Raw genomic sequence first — 15,394 nt, forward strand, 5'->3', positions numbered from 1 at the left:
CCCAAAGGCACGAGGCGGGGACTAGCAGGGAGTCGCGGCGACCAGACCAGATAGGCGCAGGTCAACGTCTCACCAGGGCAGGCAGCATCCACATACGCGACCTTCCAGACTAGTGACGGCCCAGCGTTGAGTCTGGCCGTCTGTGGGCCGTACGGAATCGGCCACCGTCGGCCGACAACGACAGAAGCACACGGCACCTGAGCTGGTCAGTGCTGCACCCTCTCCCCTCCCCGCCGATCATCGAAAGGGACGATCAGCGGACCGACCACTGAGCGCAGTTGCCGGCGCTTGCCATGCCCATTGAGGCCACCGATCTCGTATGGCACCCCGCGGTTTCAAGGACGATCAAAAGTCCCTGATCAGGACTTGGATCATGGACTTGAGCAGTAGAGTTGTGAAGCTTTTTGGTTGAAACGATCCGGCGTCCAACAGGTGCGCCGTGGACGGTGATGGGGTGCGGAGCGAGTTGGCTACGGATACGACGACGGTGCACGACGTACTTAGGGCGATCCGTAACGGGGCCACTGGAAACAGGGACCGCGGCACCCGGTTCGAAGAACTCATGGTCCAGTACCTCAGCACCGATCCGCAGTGGACCGAGCAGTTCACCCGGGTGTGGATGTGGGCCGACTGGCCGGGGGCGGAGCAGGACAAGCGGGACACTGGTATCGACCTGGTGGCACAGGACCGTGAAACCGGTGGCTTCTGCGCCATCCAGTGCAAGTTCTACGAGCCGCACCACACAGTCCGCAAGGAAGACATCGACTCCTTCTTCACGGCTTCTGGCAAGGACGCCTTCACCCGTCGGATGATCATCTCCACGACGGACAAGTGGAGCGGACATGCGGAAGAGGCTCTGGACGACCAGCAGATCCCCGTCACCCGGATAGGGCTGGCCGACATCGCGAACAGCGCTGTCGAGTGGCACCTGCCCGCGGACGGCATCGACCACGAAGTTCAGATGACGCTGCGGGACAAGAAGAGCCCACGCGCCCACCAGAAGGCAGCGATCGACGACGTTTTCGCGGGCTTCGCCGAGCACGACCGCGGCAAGCTCATCATGGCCTGCGGCACCGGCAAGACCTTCACCAGCCTGAAGATCGCCGAGCGGCTTCAGCAGGAGCGGGCCGAGGCTGGGAAGGGTGAGCACACCACCGTCCTGTTTCTGGTGCCCTCCATCGCCCTCCTTTCGCAGTCCCTGCGTGAGTGGTCGTACGAGGCCGAGGTCCCGCTGCGCGCCTTCGCCGTCTGCTCCGATGCACAGGTCGGCAAGCAGAAGGCCCAGGGCGACGACAAGGACATGTCCACCCACGATCTAGCCCTGCCGGCGACCACCAGCCCCGACCGACTGATAGGGCAGATGGCCAGCGTGGAGGCTGCCCCCGGCCTGACCGTCGTGTTCTCGACCTACCAGTCGATCGCCACGATTTCCGCCGCCCAGAAGCAGGGGATGCCGCGGTTCGACCTGATCTTGTGCGACGAAGCCCACCGCACTACCGGCGTCACCCTTTCCGGCCATGACGAGTCCGCGTTCGTCCGCGTCCACGACGACAACTTCATCGGCGCCGACCGCCGCCTGTACATGACTGCCACCCCACGCGTGTACAGCGACGACACCAAGCAAGAAGCCAAAGGTGTCTCCGCGGCTGTCGCCTCGATGGACAAAGAGGCGCAGTACGGTCCCGAATTCCACCGCCTCGGCTTCGGTAAGGCCGTAGAGCAGGGCCTGCTCACCGACTACAAGGTCCTCATCCTCACCATCGACGAAGGCGTAGTCGCCAAGACCCTCCAGGAGGGTCTCGCTGGCGGTGACTCCGAGCTGCGACTCGATGACGCAGCGAAGATCATCGGCTGTTGGAACGCACTGGCCAAGCGCACTGGCACCTTCGCTGATGGTTCCGGGTTCGGCAAAGACGAAGCACCGATGAAGCGGGCCGTCGCGTTCTCCCGATCTATTGCCGATTCCAAGGCCATCATGGACCGGTTCAACGACGTCGTTGACGCGTATGACGACGCTGATGATGATGTGTTGCACTGCGAGGTTGAACACGTCGACGGTACGTTCAACACCCTGCGGCGCAACCAACTCCTCGACTGGCTCAAGCGGGACCCTGGCCCGAACAACGCCCGCATCCTGTCCAACGCCCGCTGCTTGTCCGAAGGTGTGGACGTCCCCAGCCTCGACGCGGTTCTGTTCCTCAACCCGCGCAACTCCGTTGTGGATGTCGTCCAGTCTGTTGGACGCGTCATGCGTGTCGCACCGGGCAAGAACTACGGCTACATCATCCTGCCCGTCGCTATCCCCGCCGGTGTCGCCCCAGAGAAGGCCCTCGCGGACAACCAGCGCTTCAAAACCGTCTGGCAGGTCCTCCAGGCGCTGCGCGCCCACGACGACCGCTTTAACGCAACTGTCAACCAGATCGAGCTGAACAAGAAGAAGCCCGACATCATCGGCCACGGCCACATCGGTGCCGGCGATGAGAAGGTCGGGGACAAAGACGGCTCTAGCACCGCGGACAGCGCCAAGGCGGCCAAGGAGCAGGAAGCCCAGAACGCCCAGCACGTTCAAGAGGCCCTGTTCTCCATAAGCGACTGGCGTGAAGCGATCTACGCCCGCATTGTCGACAAGGTCGGCGAGCGCCACTACTGGGAGGAGTGGGCCAAGGACATCGCTCAGATCGCTGACCGCCATGTCATCCGCATCAAGGCCGCACTGGAGATCCCGGAGAAGAAGGAAACCTTCGAGGAATTCGTCGGCGAGCTGCGCGCCACCATAAACCCTGGCATCGCCGGTACCCACGCCATCGACATGCTTGCGCAGCACATCATCACTAAGCCGGTCTTCGATGCCCTGTTCAAGGACTATGCGTTCGCCGAGCACAACCCGGTCTCCAAGGCTATGCAGCGCATGCTCGACGTTCTTGACGATCAGGGCCTGGATTCTGAGACCAAGACACTGGAGGACTTCTACCACTCGGTCCGTGTCCGGGCTGAAGGAATCGACAACCACCAAGGCCGCCAGCGCGTCATCGTCGAGCTGTACGAAAAGTTCTTCAAGACGGCGACGAAGAAGGCAGCCGAGGCCCTCGGTATCGTCTACACCCCGGTCGAGGTTGTCGACTTCATCATCCGCGCCACCGAGCAAGCGATGGTGAAGCACCTTGGCCGCTCGCTGAGCGACGAGGGCGTCCACATCCTCGACCCCTTCGTTGGCACCGGGACCTTCCCCGTACGCCTGCTCCAGTCCGGCCTGATCACGCAGGAAGACCTGCTCCGCAAGTACAGCAGGGAACTGCATGCCAACGAGATCGTGCTGCTCGCCTACTACATCGCGGCCGTGAACATCGAAGCGGCGTACATGGAGCTGGCTGGGAAGGAAGCGGAGTACCAGCCTTTCGAGGGCATCGTACTGGCGGACACTTTCCAGCTTGCCGAGGGCCGGGCGGCGCAGCTTGAAGGTATGGATGTGCTGGCCGGGAACAGTGACCGCGCCAAGAAGCAGAAGGCCCAGCCCGTCATGGTCGTCATCGGCAACCCGCCTTATTCGGTGGGGCAGGAGAACCAGAACGATGACAACCAGAACGTGAAGTACGAGACCCTGGATACTCGCATCCAGGAGACGTATGCCGCCAAGTCGACGGCGACGAATAAGAACTCGCTCTACGACTCCTACATCCGTGCGATCCGCTGGGCCTCCGACCGCATCAAGGGCGAGGGTGTGGTCGCCTTCGTTTCCAATGGTGGCTACATCGACGGCAATACCGCTGACGGCCTGCGTAAGTCTCTGGCCGAGGAATTCGACGCCATCTACTGTTACAACCTGCGTGGCAACCAGCGCACCGCTGGAGAGCAGTCTCGCAAGGAAGGCGGCAAGATCTTTGGCTCGGGTAGCCGGAACACTGTTGCCATCCTTATCCTTGTCAAGGGTGACAAAGGCGGAGCCCCAGCATCAGACTGCACGCTGCATTACCGCGATATCGGGGACTACCTCAGTCGCGAAGAAAAACTTCACATCATCGACTCCCAGGATCTTGAATCCGTCCAGTGGGAGATGATCACGCCGAACGTAGAAGGCGACTGGATCAACCAGCGAGACGGGCACTTCGCCGAATTCCAGGCAATCGGCGAAAAAGACAAGAAGCTTGCAGTGAAGGCGATCTTTGAGGCCCACTCCAGGGGGCTGACGTCTGGCCGCGATGCCTGGGTTTACAACTTCTCCGAAGAGAAGGCCCGCACTAACGTAGAGTCGATGATCGACTTCTATAACGGTCAGGTACAGGGCTTCCATGCCCACTGCAAGGCGAGTGGAGTGGCCGCTCCAAGCGTCAAGGACGTTGAACGGTGGATCGACACCGACTCGAAGAAGATCAGCTGGAACGTGGCTGACAAGACTAGGCTCGCCAAAGCAGAGAAGTACGTCTTCAATGCTGCCTCCATGGTCACCTCTTCTTATCGACCCTTTGCGAAACAGAGGCTGTACTTCCACTCACGGTTGCTGGAGAGGACGTACCAGATGCCCCGGATGTTTTCGACGGTCGAGAACGAAAATTTCGGCTTCTGCGTAACCGGCGTCGGCGCCGCTATGAGCTTTACCTGTCTTGCCATTTCCTCTATCCCCGACCTATCCGAGTTTGGTGGGCAGACGAACGGTCAGTTCTTCCCCCGCTACACATACCGCGAACTGGCCGTCGTGGGTGGATTTGACTTCGGTGATAGTGACAGCGATGGCGCCTACGAGCGCATCGACAACATCACCGACGCCGCTCTGGCCGACTACCGCAAGGCGTACACCGACCCGGCCATCACTAAGGACGACATCTTTTACTACACCTACGGCCTGCTCCACTCTCCGGGGTACCGCGAGCGCTTCGCCGCGGACCTGAAGAAATCCCTCCCACGCATTCCTAAGGTGCGCGACTTCCACGGCTTCGCCGAGGCTGGTCGTAAGCTCGCCGACCTGCACATCAACTATGAGCAGGCTGAGCCTTACAAGGGCATCGTCGAGACGGTGACCGGCGACCCGTCTGCCACGCCCCCCAGCGAGCTGTACCGCGTCGCCAAGATGAGGATTCCGAAGATCAAGGGCCAGGCCGATCGGTCGACGATCGTCTACAACACACGGGTCAAGCTCACCAACGTCCCAGAAGAGGCGTATCGCTACCAGCTCGGCTCGCGTTCCGCGATTGAGTGGATCGTCGACCGCTATCAAGTGAAGGTCGACAAGGCATCGGAGATCGTCAACGATCCCAACGACTGGTCTGACGACCCGCGCTACATCATCGACCTACTCAAGCGAATCGTCACGGTCAGCCTGGAGACGATGAGAATCGTGGACAGCCTCCCCGCGCTAGAAATCCTGGAATAGCAGAACAGTCAGTCGCGGACTACTCGTGGACTAGACCTTCTGTCCACGAATAGCCCGAGCCCCTGATCTGCTGGTTCGCCGTGCCGATACGCGGCCTCCGGAGCCGAGCCCAGCGTCTTGATCTCAATTGGCTGGTCGGTGGTAGCGGATGAGGGCGCAAACGCTACTAGTAAAGGCCTGGCCTGACGTTCATCGCGAAGGGTAGAGGCGCCGGCATCTGGCGAGCTCGGCCATGGTGCACTCGATGGTTCAACGGTCCCTACTCCACCGAGACGATGAGGCACCCACCCTGAGCCACCGGCTCAGCAGCCAGGCAGCCAACTCCGGCAGCGCAACCCAGGGGGCAACATCCAGGTAGACGGAGCGTCTAGCCCTTCCGTAACAACGCTTAACAAACGGCGATGGCTCGACACCTAGCCGACGACGTGCGAGAATCGCACGCATGGCTGACATCGACGCGCGCACGCTGGGCGAGCGAATCCGAGAGGCTCGCAAGCGTGCGGACATGAGCCAAGAAGACCTCGGACGGGCGGTAGGTCTCGAGCGCACGGTTGTGAACAAGATCGAGGGGGGCGTGCGCAAGGTCGCAGCCTTGGAGCTGTCCGACATTGCCGCTGCACTTGATGTTCGCATGTTCACGTTCTTCGAGGAGCCCACTCCAGCACTTGTCTCGCATAGGTCCAGCCAGGGCCTCGACACCGTCGACTCGCAGATCGACGCACTACTCGCGAAGCTTGCCAGTGAGGTCGAGTTCATCACCAAGTTGGGGGCAGATGAACTGGGCCTTGATGGTGCTGATGCAGTCACTCAAGCTGGCATGACACCGCCCTCGAACAACTCTGAGGCAGAGGAACTTGCCGCGAAGGCACGCGCACTAATGGGCCTTCCGCCAGACGACCCGATCCCCCAACTCTCTGACAGAGTTTCCAGCATCGGGCTCCTAGCTTTCTCCCGCAATATCGGCAAGGACACAGCGGACGCTGGGACGATCTTGTTGCGCCGTGGAGGCGTCACTCTCGTCAATAGCCACATGAAGGTCGGCCGCAGGCGACTCGCGCTGGCGCACGAAGTTGGCCACTACCTGATTGCAGATGACTACACCGTCGACTGGCGAGTGGCCGCGCATTCTGATCAAGCCGTCCCTATTGAGTCGCGCCTTGATCGTTTTGCCCGCGCACTGCTCCTACCCAGGGCTGCAGTCAGCCGGAAATGGCGGGAGAAAGTCGATGCACATGAGGAGCGCGGAGCGTCAATTCTGCTAGCCAGTGAATTCCGAGTTGACATGGGTACCCTGGCAACGCGGCTGAAAGAGCTGGATCTAGCCGACGGCGACACAATCGGTGCGGTACGTGGATTCCGCACAACCCAGGCTGACATCATTGAGATGAACCTGAATGTTCCCCTCGAGGAACTAGACGGGACGACGGTGCCTCGAAATTTCGCGCGTGCAGTGTTGCAGCTTGTACGGGACGAGCGCATCAGTCGTGATCGAGCCCTCGAACTGCTTCAAGGAACTTTCGACGAAGCGAATCTGCCACGCATTCGCGTGCGACGTTCGGACGAAATCTGGAATTTCGTATCGTGACAGTTCCCGAGGACGCTTGGGTATTCGACACCGGGCCGTTGAGACATTTTGCCGCGCAGGGATGGTTGGCGGTCCTGCGGTTTCTCGCAGGAGAGCGACGCATATTCATTCCCGACACCGTTGAACACGAACTTCACAATGCTGCCGACCGTGTGCCAGCTGCACGTCAGGCACTTGATTTTGACTGGATCCACGTTCACCGTTCGACTTCTCTTGAATATGTGGAAGCATTCTCTCACTATCACGATCGGCTAGTTGCGGAGGGCAGGAATGTTGGCGAATGCGGGGTCCTCGCAATGGGCAAAGTCTATGGCTGTGAACTCGTAATAGACGACGCCACACCCCGGCAGATCGCGGAGGAGGAAGGGATCAAGGTCACAGCAACTGTCCCGATTCTGTGCGACGCCATTCGCGCGCGGAAACTTACGACGGTAATGGTCGAGGAACTTGCTGACAACCTCCTGGAGGGCGCGTACTACTTGCCTTTCGGTCCCGGAGGTTTCCGTCAACATGTTCTGGAAAATGGACTTCTGGATTACGACGAGCTCTGAACATAGAATCGCTAAAGGCGTAATAACTCCTCCAGTCGGCTGACTGTCAAATTTCGGGCTCTCCGACCAGCCTCACCGCGATGAGCGTCGGCCGCCTGATGGCCAGCATCTGCGTTGTAGTTTGCCCTGGCGTTGGAGGACAGGAGCGAGAGGTAAGAGAGCGGACTATTCGTGGACGGGAGGCAGCCTGCGCTCGCTCCGGTAGTCGTCTGACCAGCACAGACTTCCTGGAAACAATGGGCCTCCGGAGCCGTGTGCGCAGGTTCGGATTCTGCCGGGAGCACCCCTATTGAGGTGCCCAAAAGCCCCGTCACCAGTGGAAACGCTGAGGCCGGGGTCTTCGCGTATGTGCCGGCGGATGCAGCCCGCGGCTCTATGGCGGGGTTCGTAAATGGGGCGTGGGTGGGATCTTGGAGCATCGCTGCGGCTAGCTGGCCGGTTCTCGCGCTCGGCTTGCCTGCCCCGATGACCGCAACCCGGGCCACCCCAGACGCGAGGCCCGCCGCATCCGGCTGCTTAGATCGCCGGTATGACGGACTGGTCGCAGCTTCACCACGCCTACGGCACGGCAGAAGACATCCCCGGCCTGCTCGACACCGTGAGGTGGCTGCCGACGGATGCGGCCTGGACTGCGCTGTGGTCGCGGTTGTTCCATCAGGGCACCGTCTATTCAGCGAGCCACGCCGCCTTGCCCGCCCTGCGGGACATCGCACGCCAGTGGTCGCCCGCAGGCCGGCAGATGCCGCTCCTGCTGGCCGGCGCCATCGCCGCCAGTACCGACCAGCCGTACGGAGAACCAGATCCTCACGTCGCCTACGCCTCGGAGATGTCCGACCTGAAGCAACTGACCGAGGAAGCTCTCCAGGATCCGGCCCTCAGCGACGACTCCAACACGTACGTCTACCTACTGGCCGCACTCCTCGGCTTCGAGGGGGACGAAGTCTGGGGTGCACAACTCGACGGACTGAACGATGACGAATACGAAGTCCCTTGTCCCGCGTGCAGTTCAGAGAACTTCATAGCCTTCGGCGAGTCCGGCTTCTTTTCGACCCTGGACAGTATGTACATGAATGAGACTGCGGCGAGGAAGATACCTCTTCAGCCGGCGGCTCCCCCGCTGGAAGGGGTGGCCCACAGGCTTCACAGTCGCGCGCTCGCGGATGGTCAGACTGAGGTCGCACAAAAGTTGACCTACGTTTTCGGCGAAGCGCAGTGCGCCGACTGCGATGCCATATTCAGCGTCGCGGAAGCCATCACCACCCCATGGGATGCGTGACTCACAGAAGAGTTAGGCGCTGCTCCACGCCTGCGATGACGAGCAACGCTGTACACCTGCTCGACCTGCTCCGCCCTCTGTACTCCTGTGAGGGGCGCCAGTGCCGCCACCTCGCGCTCCGGCTAGACGCGCACGCTGAGCTACGTGGCCACCACCTTGAGATCCGTCACGCCGACGAAGACAAGCATCGGCTCCACCCGTACAGGAAACGATCGCCGTGCCGTCAGGCAGGTTCGCGTCCAGGCGCTCATGTCCGTACGGCTTCCAGCGCGTGACCTTCAGCTCCACGAGCCCCCCTCGTCCGGCCTCATCCGCCCTCGGCTCGAAGCGTTGCAGCAGATGGGGCTCGAAACGAGGGAGGCCCCGGACAAGATGTCCGAGGCCTCGCAGGTGAGCTGAGTGATCAGACTTGGATCTCGCGAACCAGGGTGTCGTCTCCGTCGTAGAGCTCCAGGGAGTAGCTCAGCCCCAGGCGGTCGAGTTCGCCGCCGAGCTCGTCGAAGCGCTGCGGGTCGACGTCTCCGTTCAGCAGTAGGTTCGAAGCCACGATCAGGTCGAGCTCCAGCTGGCACCAACTGATTCGCGCAGCTGGTCAGCCGCGCCTCAACGCTGTTGCCGGCGCGCTCAGCCACCTCGGTGGGATCGGCACCGGCAATGAGCAGGAGATGGTCGGGGATTGTGGGGGTGGGTTACTGGAGCATCAGGGCTGCGCCTACCACCACCAGGACCGCGCCGGCTCCGGCTGCCACCGGGGAGCGGGTGATGGCTGCGACTCCCAGGAGGCTTGCGCCCACCAGGGCGATTCCCGCGCCCCGTTGGAAGGTCGCGCTCAGCAGCGTCTCGCCGTTCCGGGTGTTCTCCTGGTTCGCGGTGCTGTTCAGAGTCAGGAGTTCGGCCAGGCCGACGTTCTGATCCTGGGCCACGCCCTTCAGGGTGGTCATGTTGTGCGACGGCACGCCCGCCGTGAGCATGAGGTTCTCGAGTACGGCGTCGTCGAGCTGTCCCACGAGACTGATGGCGAACTCCGCGTGGGAATCGGCCACCGCTCCCAGGGTGTCGATACTCGCGGCGAGCTGGTCCGCGGCTCCCGCCTCCCGCTGCCACACCTTCGCGATGTTCTCCTGGAACGGCACCTGCTGAATGCTCTCCGCGATCCGGTCGGCCCGGGCGGCGTCCTCGTGCGTCACGCGCAGCGGCACCGCCGGCTTCTCGTCCCGCGCCCCGCGATCCGCCTCGCGGGGCAGCGCGTCCTCTGCCACGGTCATGGACTGGTAGGTCAGGCCCAGGGTGACGATCGGCCTGTGTGCGAGGACCGTCCGGCGTTCGACCGAGCCTCCCGGCTCCGGCGACCGGACCTCCTCGGCACGCGACACGGCCCGGATCACCGCCGCGAGGAAATCGTCGACCCCGACGACCGGCTCTTTTTCACGAGGCATGACGTTCTCCTGTCTGGGGCGGCTCCGCCACCGTCACCGTCACCTGTTCCGGGGTCGGCCCGATCGTCGTGGTCACGACCTGCGGGCAGCGAAAGCACGCCGCCGCGCCCTCCTGGTGCCACCAGCGGCACGCGGCGCGCGCGTGGCAACGTGGCAGGACACCGATCACCGGTGGGAGGACCTCGGTGAGGCGTTTCGCCAGCGTGCAGTCCCGGCCGTCGAAATGCCGGCACCTGTCCTCCACGCACTCGGCCGAGAACCGGAACACTTCCGTCGGGAGAAGGTCACCCGCCAGCGAGGTGATCTCGGCGACCGCGGGAATCGGGCGCGCCAGATACCGGACTTCCGGAGCATCCGCACTGCCCGCGAGGATTCCGAGCACCGTGCTTCCCGGCATGTCGGGTTGTGCGCTCGGGCAGGTCCTTCTCGGTGCGTCGCTGTGCATCCGTGCACTCCCGGCAGGCCTTTGACATAGGCGCACGCTCGGGGCGGATGCGCCGTCCTCATCGTGCGGCGCCGTCCTGACCGGCTGCAACGGCAGGAGGGCCGTTGGGGTGTCGCGTCTTTCGAGCGTCCGCGTGGTCGGCTACGCCGTAGTGCGGCGGGATGTGTGGAGCAGAAGCAGCGCGCCCGCTGTTGCGGCGCCCACGGCTCCCGCCGCCAGGAAAGCCCGGGACGAGCGCCAGGAGAGGACCGACCAGGTCGACTGGGCGGAGAGGACCGAGCCTGTGCTCAGCCAGGAGCCGGCCGAGATCAGGGACAGGGAGGAGCCGATCGAGCCGATCGACAGGGCGCTTCCGATCGAGCCCACCGACAGGGCCGATCCCACGGAGCCGACGGACAGGACCGAACCCACCGAGCCGATCGACAGGACCGAGTCCTTCGACCACAACGAGAGCACCGAACCATGGAAGGGGCGACCGGTCTGCCGTGCGGGCTGCTTTGTCATGAGGTCATCCTGCCTCCCCCCGGCCCTTCCGTCTCGGGGGTCCATGAGCCGATGGGGTTGGGGGGTGGCGTGCGCGCGCCGCTCATCCTTCGCCCCGCGTCGCCGGGTTCTCCATGCAGCCCCGCGTCGCCGTCCTCCGTATGCAGGAGTGCGGGCTACCGACGTGGCCGTAGCGGCTGCGCACGTATGCCGTGGTGGGCGGGGATCCCGCGGTCGGGTGGGCATGCTCGTCCGGGGAAGTGGTGGCGGACGGTGGGGAGTTGAGGCGGGATGCGGGCCTGGTTGCGGCAAGGGATCTTCCAGGGGCCTCAGTCCCGGACCCATCTGGAGGCCCTCAAGAGGATCCAGCCCGAACCGCAGGACATGTACGCCCACGACTACCTCTACGGGTGCCTGAGCGTGCTCGACTCCAAGGCTCAGGTGCTGCTCGGCTACGACGGGTTCCTCGTGTCCGCCGCCACCGTCGTCCTGACCATCCTTCCCGGGGGTGCCGGTTCCACGGCGCTCCTGGTCGCCGCCCTCGTCGCGAGTGGTCTGTCCGGGGCGCTGAGTCTGATGGTCGTCTCCGTGCACTGGACCGACACCTACGACCTGGAACACCCTCAGGAGATCTTCCCCCGGCTGCTCGAGGTCCGTAATCACCGGACGCTCAGCTATCGCCTCTCGTGGGGCATCGCTCAGATCGCCTCCCTGCTTCTCGTGTGCGGCGTTCTCGTACATCTGCCGGGGTGGTAGCGGTCGCGGCGGGACGGGCTCCCGTCCGGCCGCGACGCCCCTCGGTTCCCGGGGCCCTCGTTCTCACGCCGACGTTCGCTTGCGCGGTGTGGTCTTCTTCGCCGTCGCTTTCGTAGTCTTCGCCGTCGTCTTCTTCGTGGCTGTCTTCGTTGCTGTCTTCGTGGTCGACTTCTTGGCCGTCGTCCCGGAATCCGTCGTCCCGGTGGTCGACTTCGTCGTCCGTTTCTCGGGTGTCCGCTTCGCCGTCGTCGCCTTCGACGTCGACTTCCTCGCCGTCGTCTTCTTCGCCGCGGTCTTCTTGGCCGTCGACGTCGACTTCTTTCCCGCGACCTCCTTGGGCGCCGTACGGGCCGAACCGCGGGCCCGCGTCTTCCCGGACGCGGACGGCAGTTCGGTGACCTGGGCGTCCTCGCCGGTTCCGGTGGCGTCCTCGCGCGACTCCTTGGCCGCGCGCACGCTCTTCTCCAGGGCCGCCATCAGGTCCAGCACCTTGCCGCCGTCCTCGTCGCCGGCGGGAGCGGTGGGTGCCTCATGTCCCTCGGCCTTGGCGGTGACGAGTTCCTCCACGGCCTGGCGGTAGTCGTCGTGCAGGTCGGCGAGGTCGACCTCGCCGAGGGTGTCCATCAGGGCGTCGGCCAGGTCGAGTTCCTTGTCGCGGACCGTGACGGCGGCGTCCGGGGCGACCTCGTCGGTGGCCCGGATCTCGTCCGGCCAGAGAAGGCCGTGCATGGCGATCACGTCGTCGACGACCCGCAGCATGCCGAGCCGCTCCCGCCCCCGGAGCGCGAACTTCGCCACGGCGACCTTCTGACTGCGCTTGAGCGCCTCGCGCAGCAGGATGTACGGCTTGGCGGCCGGGACGCCGTTCGCCGCCAGGTAGTACGCCGTGTCCATCTGGAGCGGGTCGATGCGCTCGGCCGGGACGAAGGCCACGATCTCGATGGTCCGGGTGGTCGGGACGGGCAGCGAGGCCAGGTCCTCGTCGGTGATCGGGATCAGGGTTCCGTCCACGTCCTCGTACGCCTTGCCGATCTCGGCGGACGAGACCTCGCTGTCCTCCAGCTCGCAGACCTTGCGGTAGCGGATGCGGCCGCCGTCGTCGAGGTGGATCTGACGGAAGGAGATCGCGTGGCTCTCCGTGGCGTTCATGACCTTGATGGGGATGCTCACCAAGCCGAAGGAGATGGCGCCGTTCCAGATGGATCGCACGTGCAGCACCCTTCCGATCACTTTGAGCAGGGTTTATGCCGTTTTCGTGGGATTGTCATGGTATGACGCCGATCACGGAGGTGGAGGGCAGGAGGCTCGCGCTCACCAATCTCGACAAGGTCCTCCACCCGGCCACCGGATTCACCAAGGGCGAGGTGCTGCACTACTACGCCACGGTCGCGGACGTACTGCTCCCCCATCTGCTGGACCGGCCGGTCTCCTTCCTGCGCTATCCCGACGGGCCGGACGGGCAGGTGTTCTTCACCAAGAACGTGCCGCCCGGTACGCCCGCCTGGGTCACCACCGCCGAGGTCCCGCGCACGGAGGGGCCCGCGCGCATGGTCCTCGTCCAGAATCTGGCGTCCCTGATGTGGGCGGCGAACCTCGTGACGGAGTTCCACACACCGCAGTGGACCATCGGCACGCCCGGGATCGCCGACCGGATCGTCTTCGACCTCGATCCGGGGGCCCCGGCCACGGTGGTGGAGTGCTGCGAGGTCGCGCTGTGGCTGCGCGAGCGACTGGCCGCCGACGGGATCGAGGCGTACGCGAAGTCGTCCGGGTCGAAGGGGCTGCATCTGCTGGCCGCCGTGGCGCCGACTCCGTCCGCCGACGTCAGCGCGTACGCGAAGGAGCTGGCCGTGGAGGCGGAGAGGGCGCTGCCGCGGCGGGTCGTGCACCGGATGACGCGGACCCTGCGGCCGGGGAAGGTGTTCGTCGACTGGAGCCAGAACGCCGGCCGCAAGACGACCGCCACCCCCTACACGCTCCGGGCCCGGGCCGAGCCGACCGTGTCCGCTCCCGTGACCTGGGAGGAGGTCGAGGAATGCGGGTCGCCCGACCGGCTGGCCTTCCAGGCGATGGACATCCCGCCCCGCGTTCAGGACTTCGGTGATCTCCTGGCGCCGCTGTTCGACGCGGAGCGTGCCGGTCCGCTGCCCTGAGCGCCGAGCAGCGGGCGCGGAGAACCAAAGGGTGTGGAGGGTGTGGAGGGGGCGAAAGACGCGGAGGGTGGGGGTGAGTGCGGAGGGTGCTTGCCGGGCGGGCGCGGAGAGCAGGGATGGGCGCGGAGGGTGGGTGCCGGACGGCCGCGGAGAGTCGGGATGGGCGCGGAGGATGGGTGCCGGGCGGCCGAGGAGAGTGGGGGTGGGTACGAGGGGTGGGTGCGGGCTCTGCCCCATGACCCCGGTCCGGCAGGGCCCGGCCCCGCACGACCCGGACCAGCACGGCTCAACCCGGCACGACTCGGCCCAGCACGGCCCCGCCCGGCACGACCCAGCACAGCACAGCACAGCTCAGCCCCGCACGACCCGGCCCGGCACGATCCTGCCCGGCACGGCTCCGCCTGGCACGACCCGGCCCGACCCGGCCCAGCACAGCTCAGCCCGACACGACCCGGCCCAGCACAGCTCAGCCCAGCACGACCCGGCCCAGCACGACTCAGCCCGGCAGCAATCGCCCCCGCCCGGCTCAGCCCCCGCTCACACGCTCAGCCACGTGTGCCGGTCTCGGGCCATCGCGTGCAGGGCCTCCACGTCCGCCGGTTTCAGTACCCCGCCGAACCGGGCGAGGCCCGCGAGGTCGGTGTCCCGCAGGACGCGGACCTCGCGCGCGGGTGCCGGGACGTCCAGGCGGGTGGCGCCGACCACGGCGAGGACGGCGCGGACCTCGGCGGTCAGGGCGTGCGACGCGCGGTCGGCGTCGGCGCGGACCCGGCGCAGCAGGGGGGCGGCCTCACGGCGGCCGACGGTGACCATCGGGTCGCTGACCCGGACGCGCTGCTTGTGGGCGGGCAGGGTGTGCAGGCAGAAGAGGCCGGCGGGGCCGATCAGCAGATGGTGGATGCGGTCGCCGCCGGGGAGAGGGACCGAGTGCAGGGTGTGCCAGCCGCCTCCCTCCAGCCGGTCGAGCGCCGTGCCGACGGTCTGCTCGGCGGCGAGCGCGCGGCGGCGCGGGTCGGGGCGCAGCCGGTGCGCCGGGCCGGGGTCCCGGTCGAGGTCGATCACCAGGGCCTCGCCGGGCCGGTTGGGCGCGAGGTCGTCGTCGGGGTGGAGCGCCAGTCGGGCCAGCTCGGCCGAGGTCGGGACGGGCGGCGGTCCGACGGTCACCGGGCCGGTCAGGAACGGTCGCAGCACGTCGAGCACGTCCTCGCGCCGGTCCTCGCTGAGCAGATTGACCCTGGCCGTGTCACGGTCGTACCAGGCGACGCTCCTGCCGTCGGTCAGGCACACGTACAGGCGCTCCTGTCCGTGCCGCCGGGCCGGTACGACGCGCAGTCCGTTCATGAA

General features: G+C 65.1%; 12 protein-coding genes. 6 read left to right on the top strand and 6 right to left on the bottom strand.

The genetic code is table 11. The features are described from left to right. Positions 1 to 562 precede the first annotated feature (562 nt). The 4 genes from ACFRIC_RS19870 to ACFRIC_RS19885 all read left to right on the top strand — a co-directional run bounded on the left by ACFRIC_RS19870 (position 563) and on the right by ACFRIC_RS19885 (position 8,777). Positions 563 to 5,365 (top strand): DEAD/DEAH box helicase, encoded by a 4,803-nt coding sequence (locus tag ACFRIC_RS19870; protein ID WP_382787401.1) that lies wholly within the window; start codon positions 563 to 565, stop codon positions 5,363 to 5,365. Between the two features lie 442 nt (positions 5,366 to 5,807). Beyond that, positions 5,808 to 6,950 (top strand): helix-turn-helix domain-containing protein, encoded by a 1,143-nt coding sequence (locus ACFRIC_RS19875; RefSeq protein WP_382787403.1) that lies wholly within the window; start codon positions 5,808 to 5,810, stop codon positions 6,948 to 6,950. After that, positions 6,947 to 7,501: a hypothetical protein gene (locus ACFRIC_RS19880; protein ID WP_382787405.1), complete on the top strand. Its 555-nt coding sequence runs from the start codon at positions 6,947 to 6,949 to the stop codon at positions 7,499 to 7,501. The genes ACFRIC_RS19875 and ACFRIC_RS19880 overlap by 4 nt, the downstream gene beginning before the upstream one ends. Before the next feature lie 529 nt (positions 7,502 to 8,030). Continuing rightward, complete coding sequence (locus ACFRIC_RS19885; RefSeq protein ID WP_382787407.1) at positions 8,031 to 8,777, top strand: hypothetical protein; 747 nt, start codon at positions 8,031 to 8,033, stop codon at positions 8,775 to 8,777. A gap of 403 nt (positions 8,778 to 9,180) precedes the next feature. Here ACFRIC_RS19885 and ACFRIC_RS19890 read toward each other — a convergent pair whose 3' ends face one another. The 4 genes from ACFRIC_RS19890 to ACFRIC_RS19905 form a co-directional block, all read right to left on the bottom strand. Then, on the bottom strand, positions 9,181 to 9,324 hold the full coding sequence (locus tag ACFRIC_RS19890) for a hypothetical protein (protein ID WP_382787409.1): 144 nt from the start codon (positions 9,322 to 9,324) through the stop codon (positions 9,181 to 9,183). A 142-nt stretch (positions 9,325 to 9,466) separates the two neighbouring features. Then, complete coding sequence (locus tag ACFRIC_RS19895; RefSeq protein WP_382787411.1) at positions 9,467 to 10,213, bottom strand: hypothetical protein; 747 nt, start codon at positions 10,211 to 10,213, stop codon at positions 9,467 to 9,469. Then, positions 10,203 to 10,658 carry a hypothetical protein gene (locus ACFRIC_RS19900; RefSeq protein ID WP_382787413.1) on the bottom strand — a complete coding sequence of 152 codons (456 nt, stop codon included), beginning with the start codon at positions 10,656 to 10,658 and terminating at the stop codon, positions 10,203 to 10,205. Before ACFRIC_RS19900 ends, ACFRIC_RS19895 begins: the two co-directional genes overlap by 11 nt. A gap of 141 nt (positions 10,659 to 10,799) precedes the next feature. Next, entirely contained in the window at positions 10,800 to 11,162 is a 363-nt protein-coding gene (locus ACFRIC_RS19905) for a hypothetical protein (RefSeq protein WP_382787415.1), read from the bottom strand. 270 nt (positions 11,163 to 11,432) lie between these two features. Between ACFRIC_RS19905 and ACFRIC_RS19910 the strand changes: the two genes are divergently transcribed. Then, positions 11,433 to 11,897, top strand: a complete 465-nt coding sequence (locus ACFRIC_RS19910; RefSeq protein ID WP_382787417.1) for a hypothetical protein — start codon at positions 11,433 to 11,435, stop codon at positions 11,895 to 11,897. A gap of 63 nt (positions 11,898 to 11,960) precedes the next feature. Here ACFRIC_RS19910 and ACFRIC_RS19915 read toward each other — a convergent pair whose 3' ends face one another. Then, entirely contained in the window at positions 11,961 to 13,115 is a 1,155-nt protein-coding gene (locus ACFRIC_RS19915; protein WP_382788036.1) for a Ku protein, read from the bottom strand. Between the two features lie 53 nt (positions 13,116 to 13,168). Between ACFRIC_RS19915 and ligD the strand changes: the two genes are divergently transcribed. Beyond that, positions 13,169 to 14,050 (top strand): non-homologous end-joining DNA ligase, encoded by an 882-nt coding sequence (gene ligD / locus ACFRIC_RS19920; RefSeq protein WP_382787419.1) that lies wholly within the window; start codon positions 13,169 to 13,171, stop codon positions 14,048 to 14,050. Positions 14,051 to 14,587: 537 nt separating this feature from the next. Here the strand turns inward: ligD and ACFRIC_RS19925 are convergent. Then, positions 14,588 to 15,391 carry a nuclease-related domain-containing protein gene (locus tag ACFRIC_RS19925; protein WP_382787421.1) on the bottom strand — a complete coding sequence of 268 codons (804 nt, stop codon included), beginning with the start codon at positions 15,389 to 15,391 and terminating at the stop codon, positions 14,588 to 14,590. Positions 15,392 to 15,394: the final 3 nt, after the last annotated feature.

Origin of the sequence: Streptomyces sp. NPDC056738, from assembly GCF_042790435.1 — a bacterium.
Taxonomy (GTDB): Bacteria; Actinomycetota; Actinomycetes; order Streptomycetales; family Streptomycetaceae; genus Streptomyces.

What these genes read in the sequence shown, in the direction of transcription:
- ACFRIC_RS19875 (WP_382787403.1), top strand. Translation starts at nt 5,808, where the DNA reads ATGGCTGACATCGACGCGCGCACGCTGGGCGAGCGAATCCGAGAGGCT.
- ACFRIC_RS19925 (WP_382787421.1), bottom strand. Translation starts at nt 15,391, where the DNA reads ATGAACGGACTGCGCGTCGTACCGGCCCGGCGGCACGGACAGGAGCGC.
- ACFRIC_RS19885 (WP_382787407.1), top strand. Translation starts at nt 8,031, where the DNA reads ATGACGGACTGGTCGCAGCTTCACCACGCCTACGGCACGGCAGAAGAC.
- ACFRIC_RS19895 (WP_382787411.1), bottom strand. Translation starts at nt 10,213, where the DNA reads ATGCCTCGTGAAAAAGAGCCGGTCGTCGGGGTCGACGATTTCCTCGCG.
- ACFRIC_RS19905 (WP_382787415.1), bottom strand. Translation starts at nt 11,162, where the DNA reads ATGACAAAGCAGCCCGCACGGCAGACCGGTCGCCCCTTCCATGGTTCG.
- ACFRIC_RS19870 (WP_382787401.1), top strand. Translation starts at nt 563, where the DNA reads ATGGTCCAGTACCTCAGCACCGATCCGCAGTGGACCGAGCAGTTCACC.
- ligD (WP_382787419.1), top strand. Translation starts at nt 13,169, where the DNA reads ATGACGCCGATCACGGAGGTGGAGGGCAGGAGGCTCGCGCTCACCAAT.
- ACFRIC_RS19900 (WP_382787413.1), bottom strand. Translation starts at nt 10,658, where the DNA reads ATGCACAGCGACGCACCGAGAAGGACCTGCCCGAGCGCACAACCCGAC.
- ACFRIC_RS19910 (WP_382787417.1), top strand. Translation starts at nt 11,433, where the DNA reads ATGCGGGCCTGGTTGCGGCAAGGGATCTTCCAGGGGCCTCAGTCCCGG.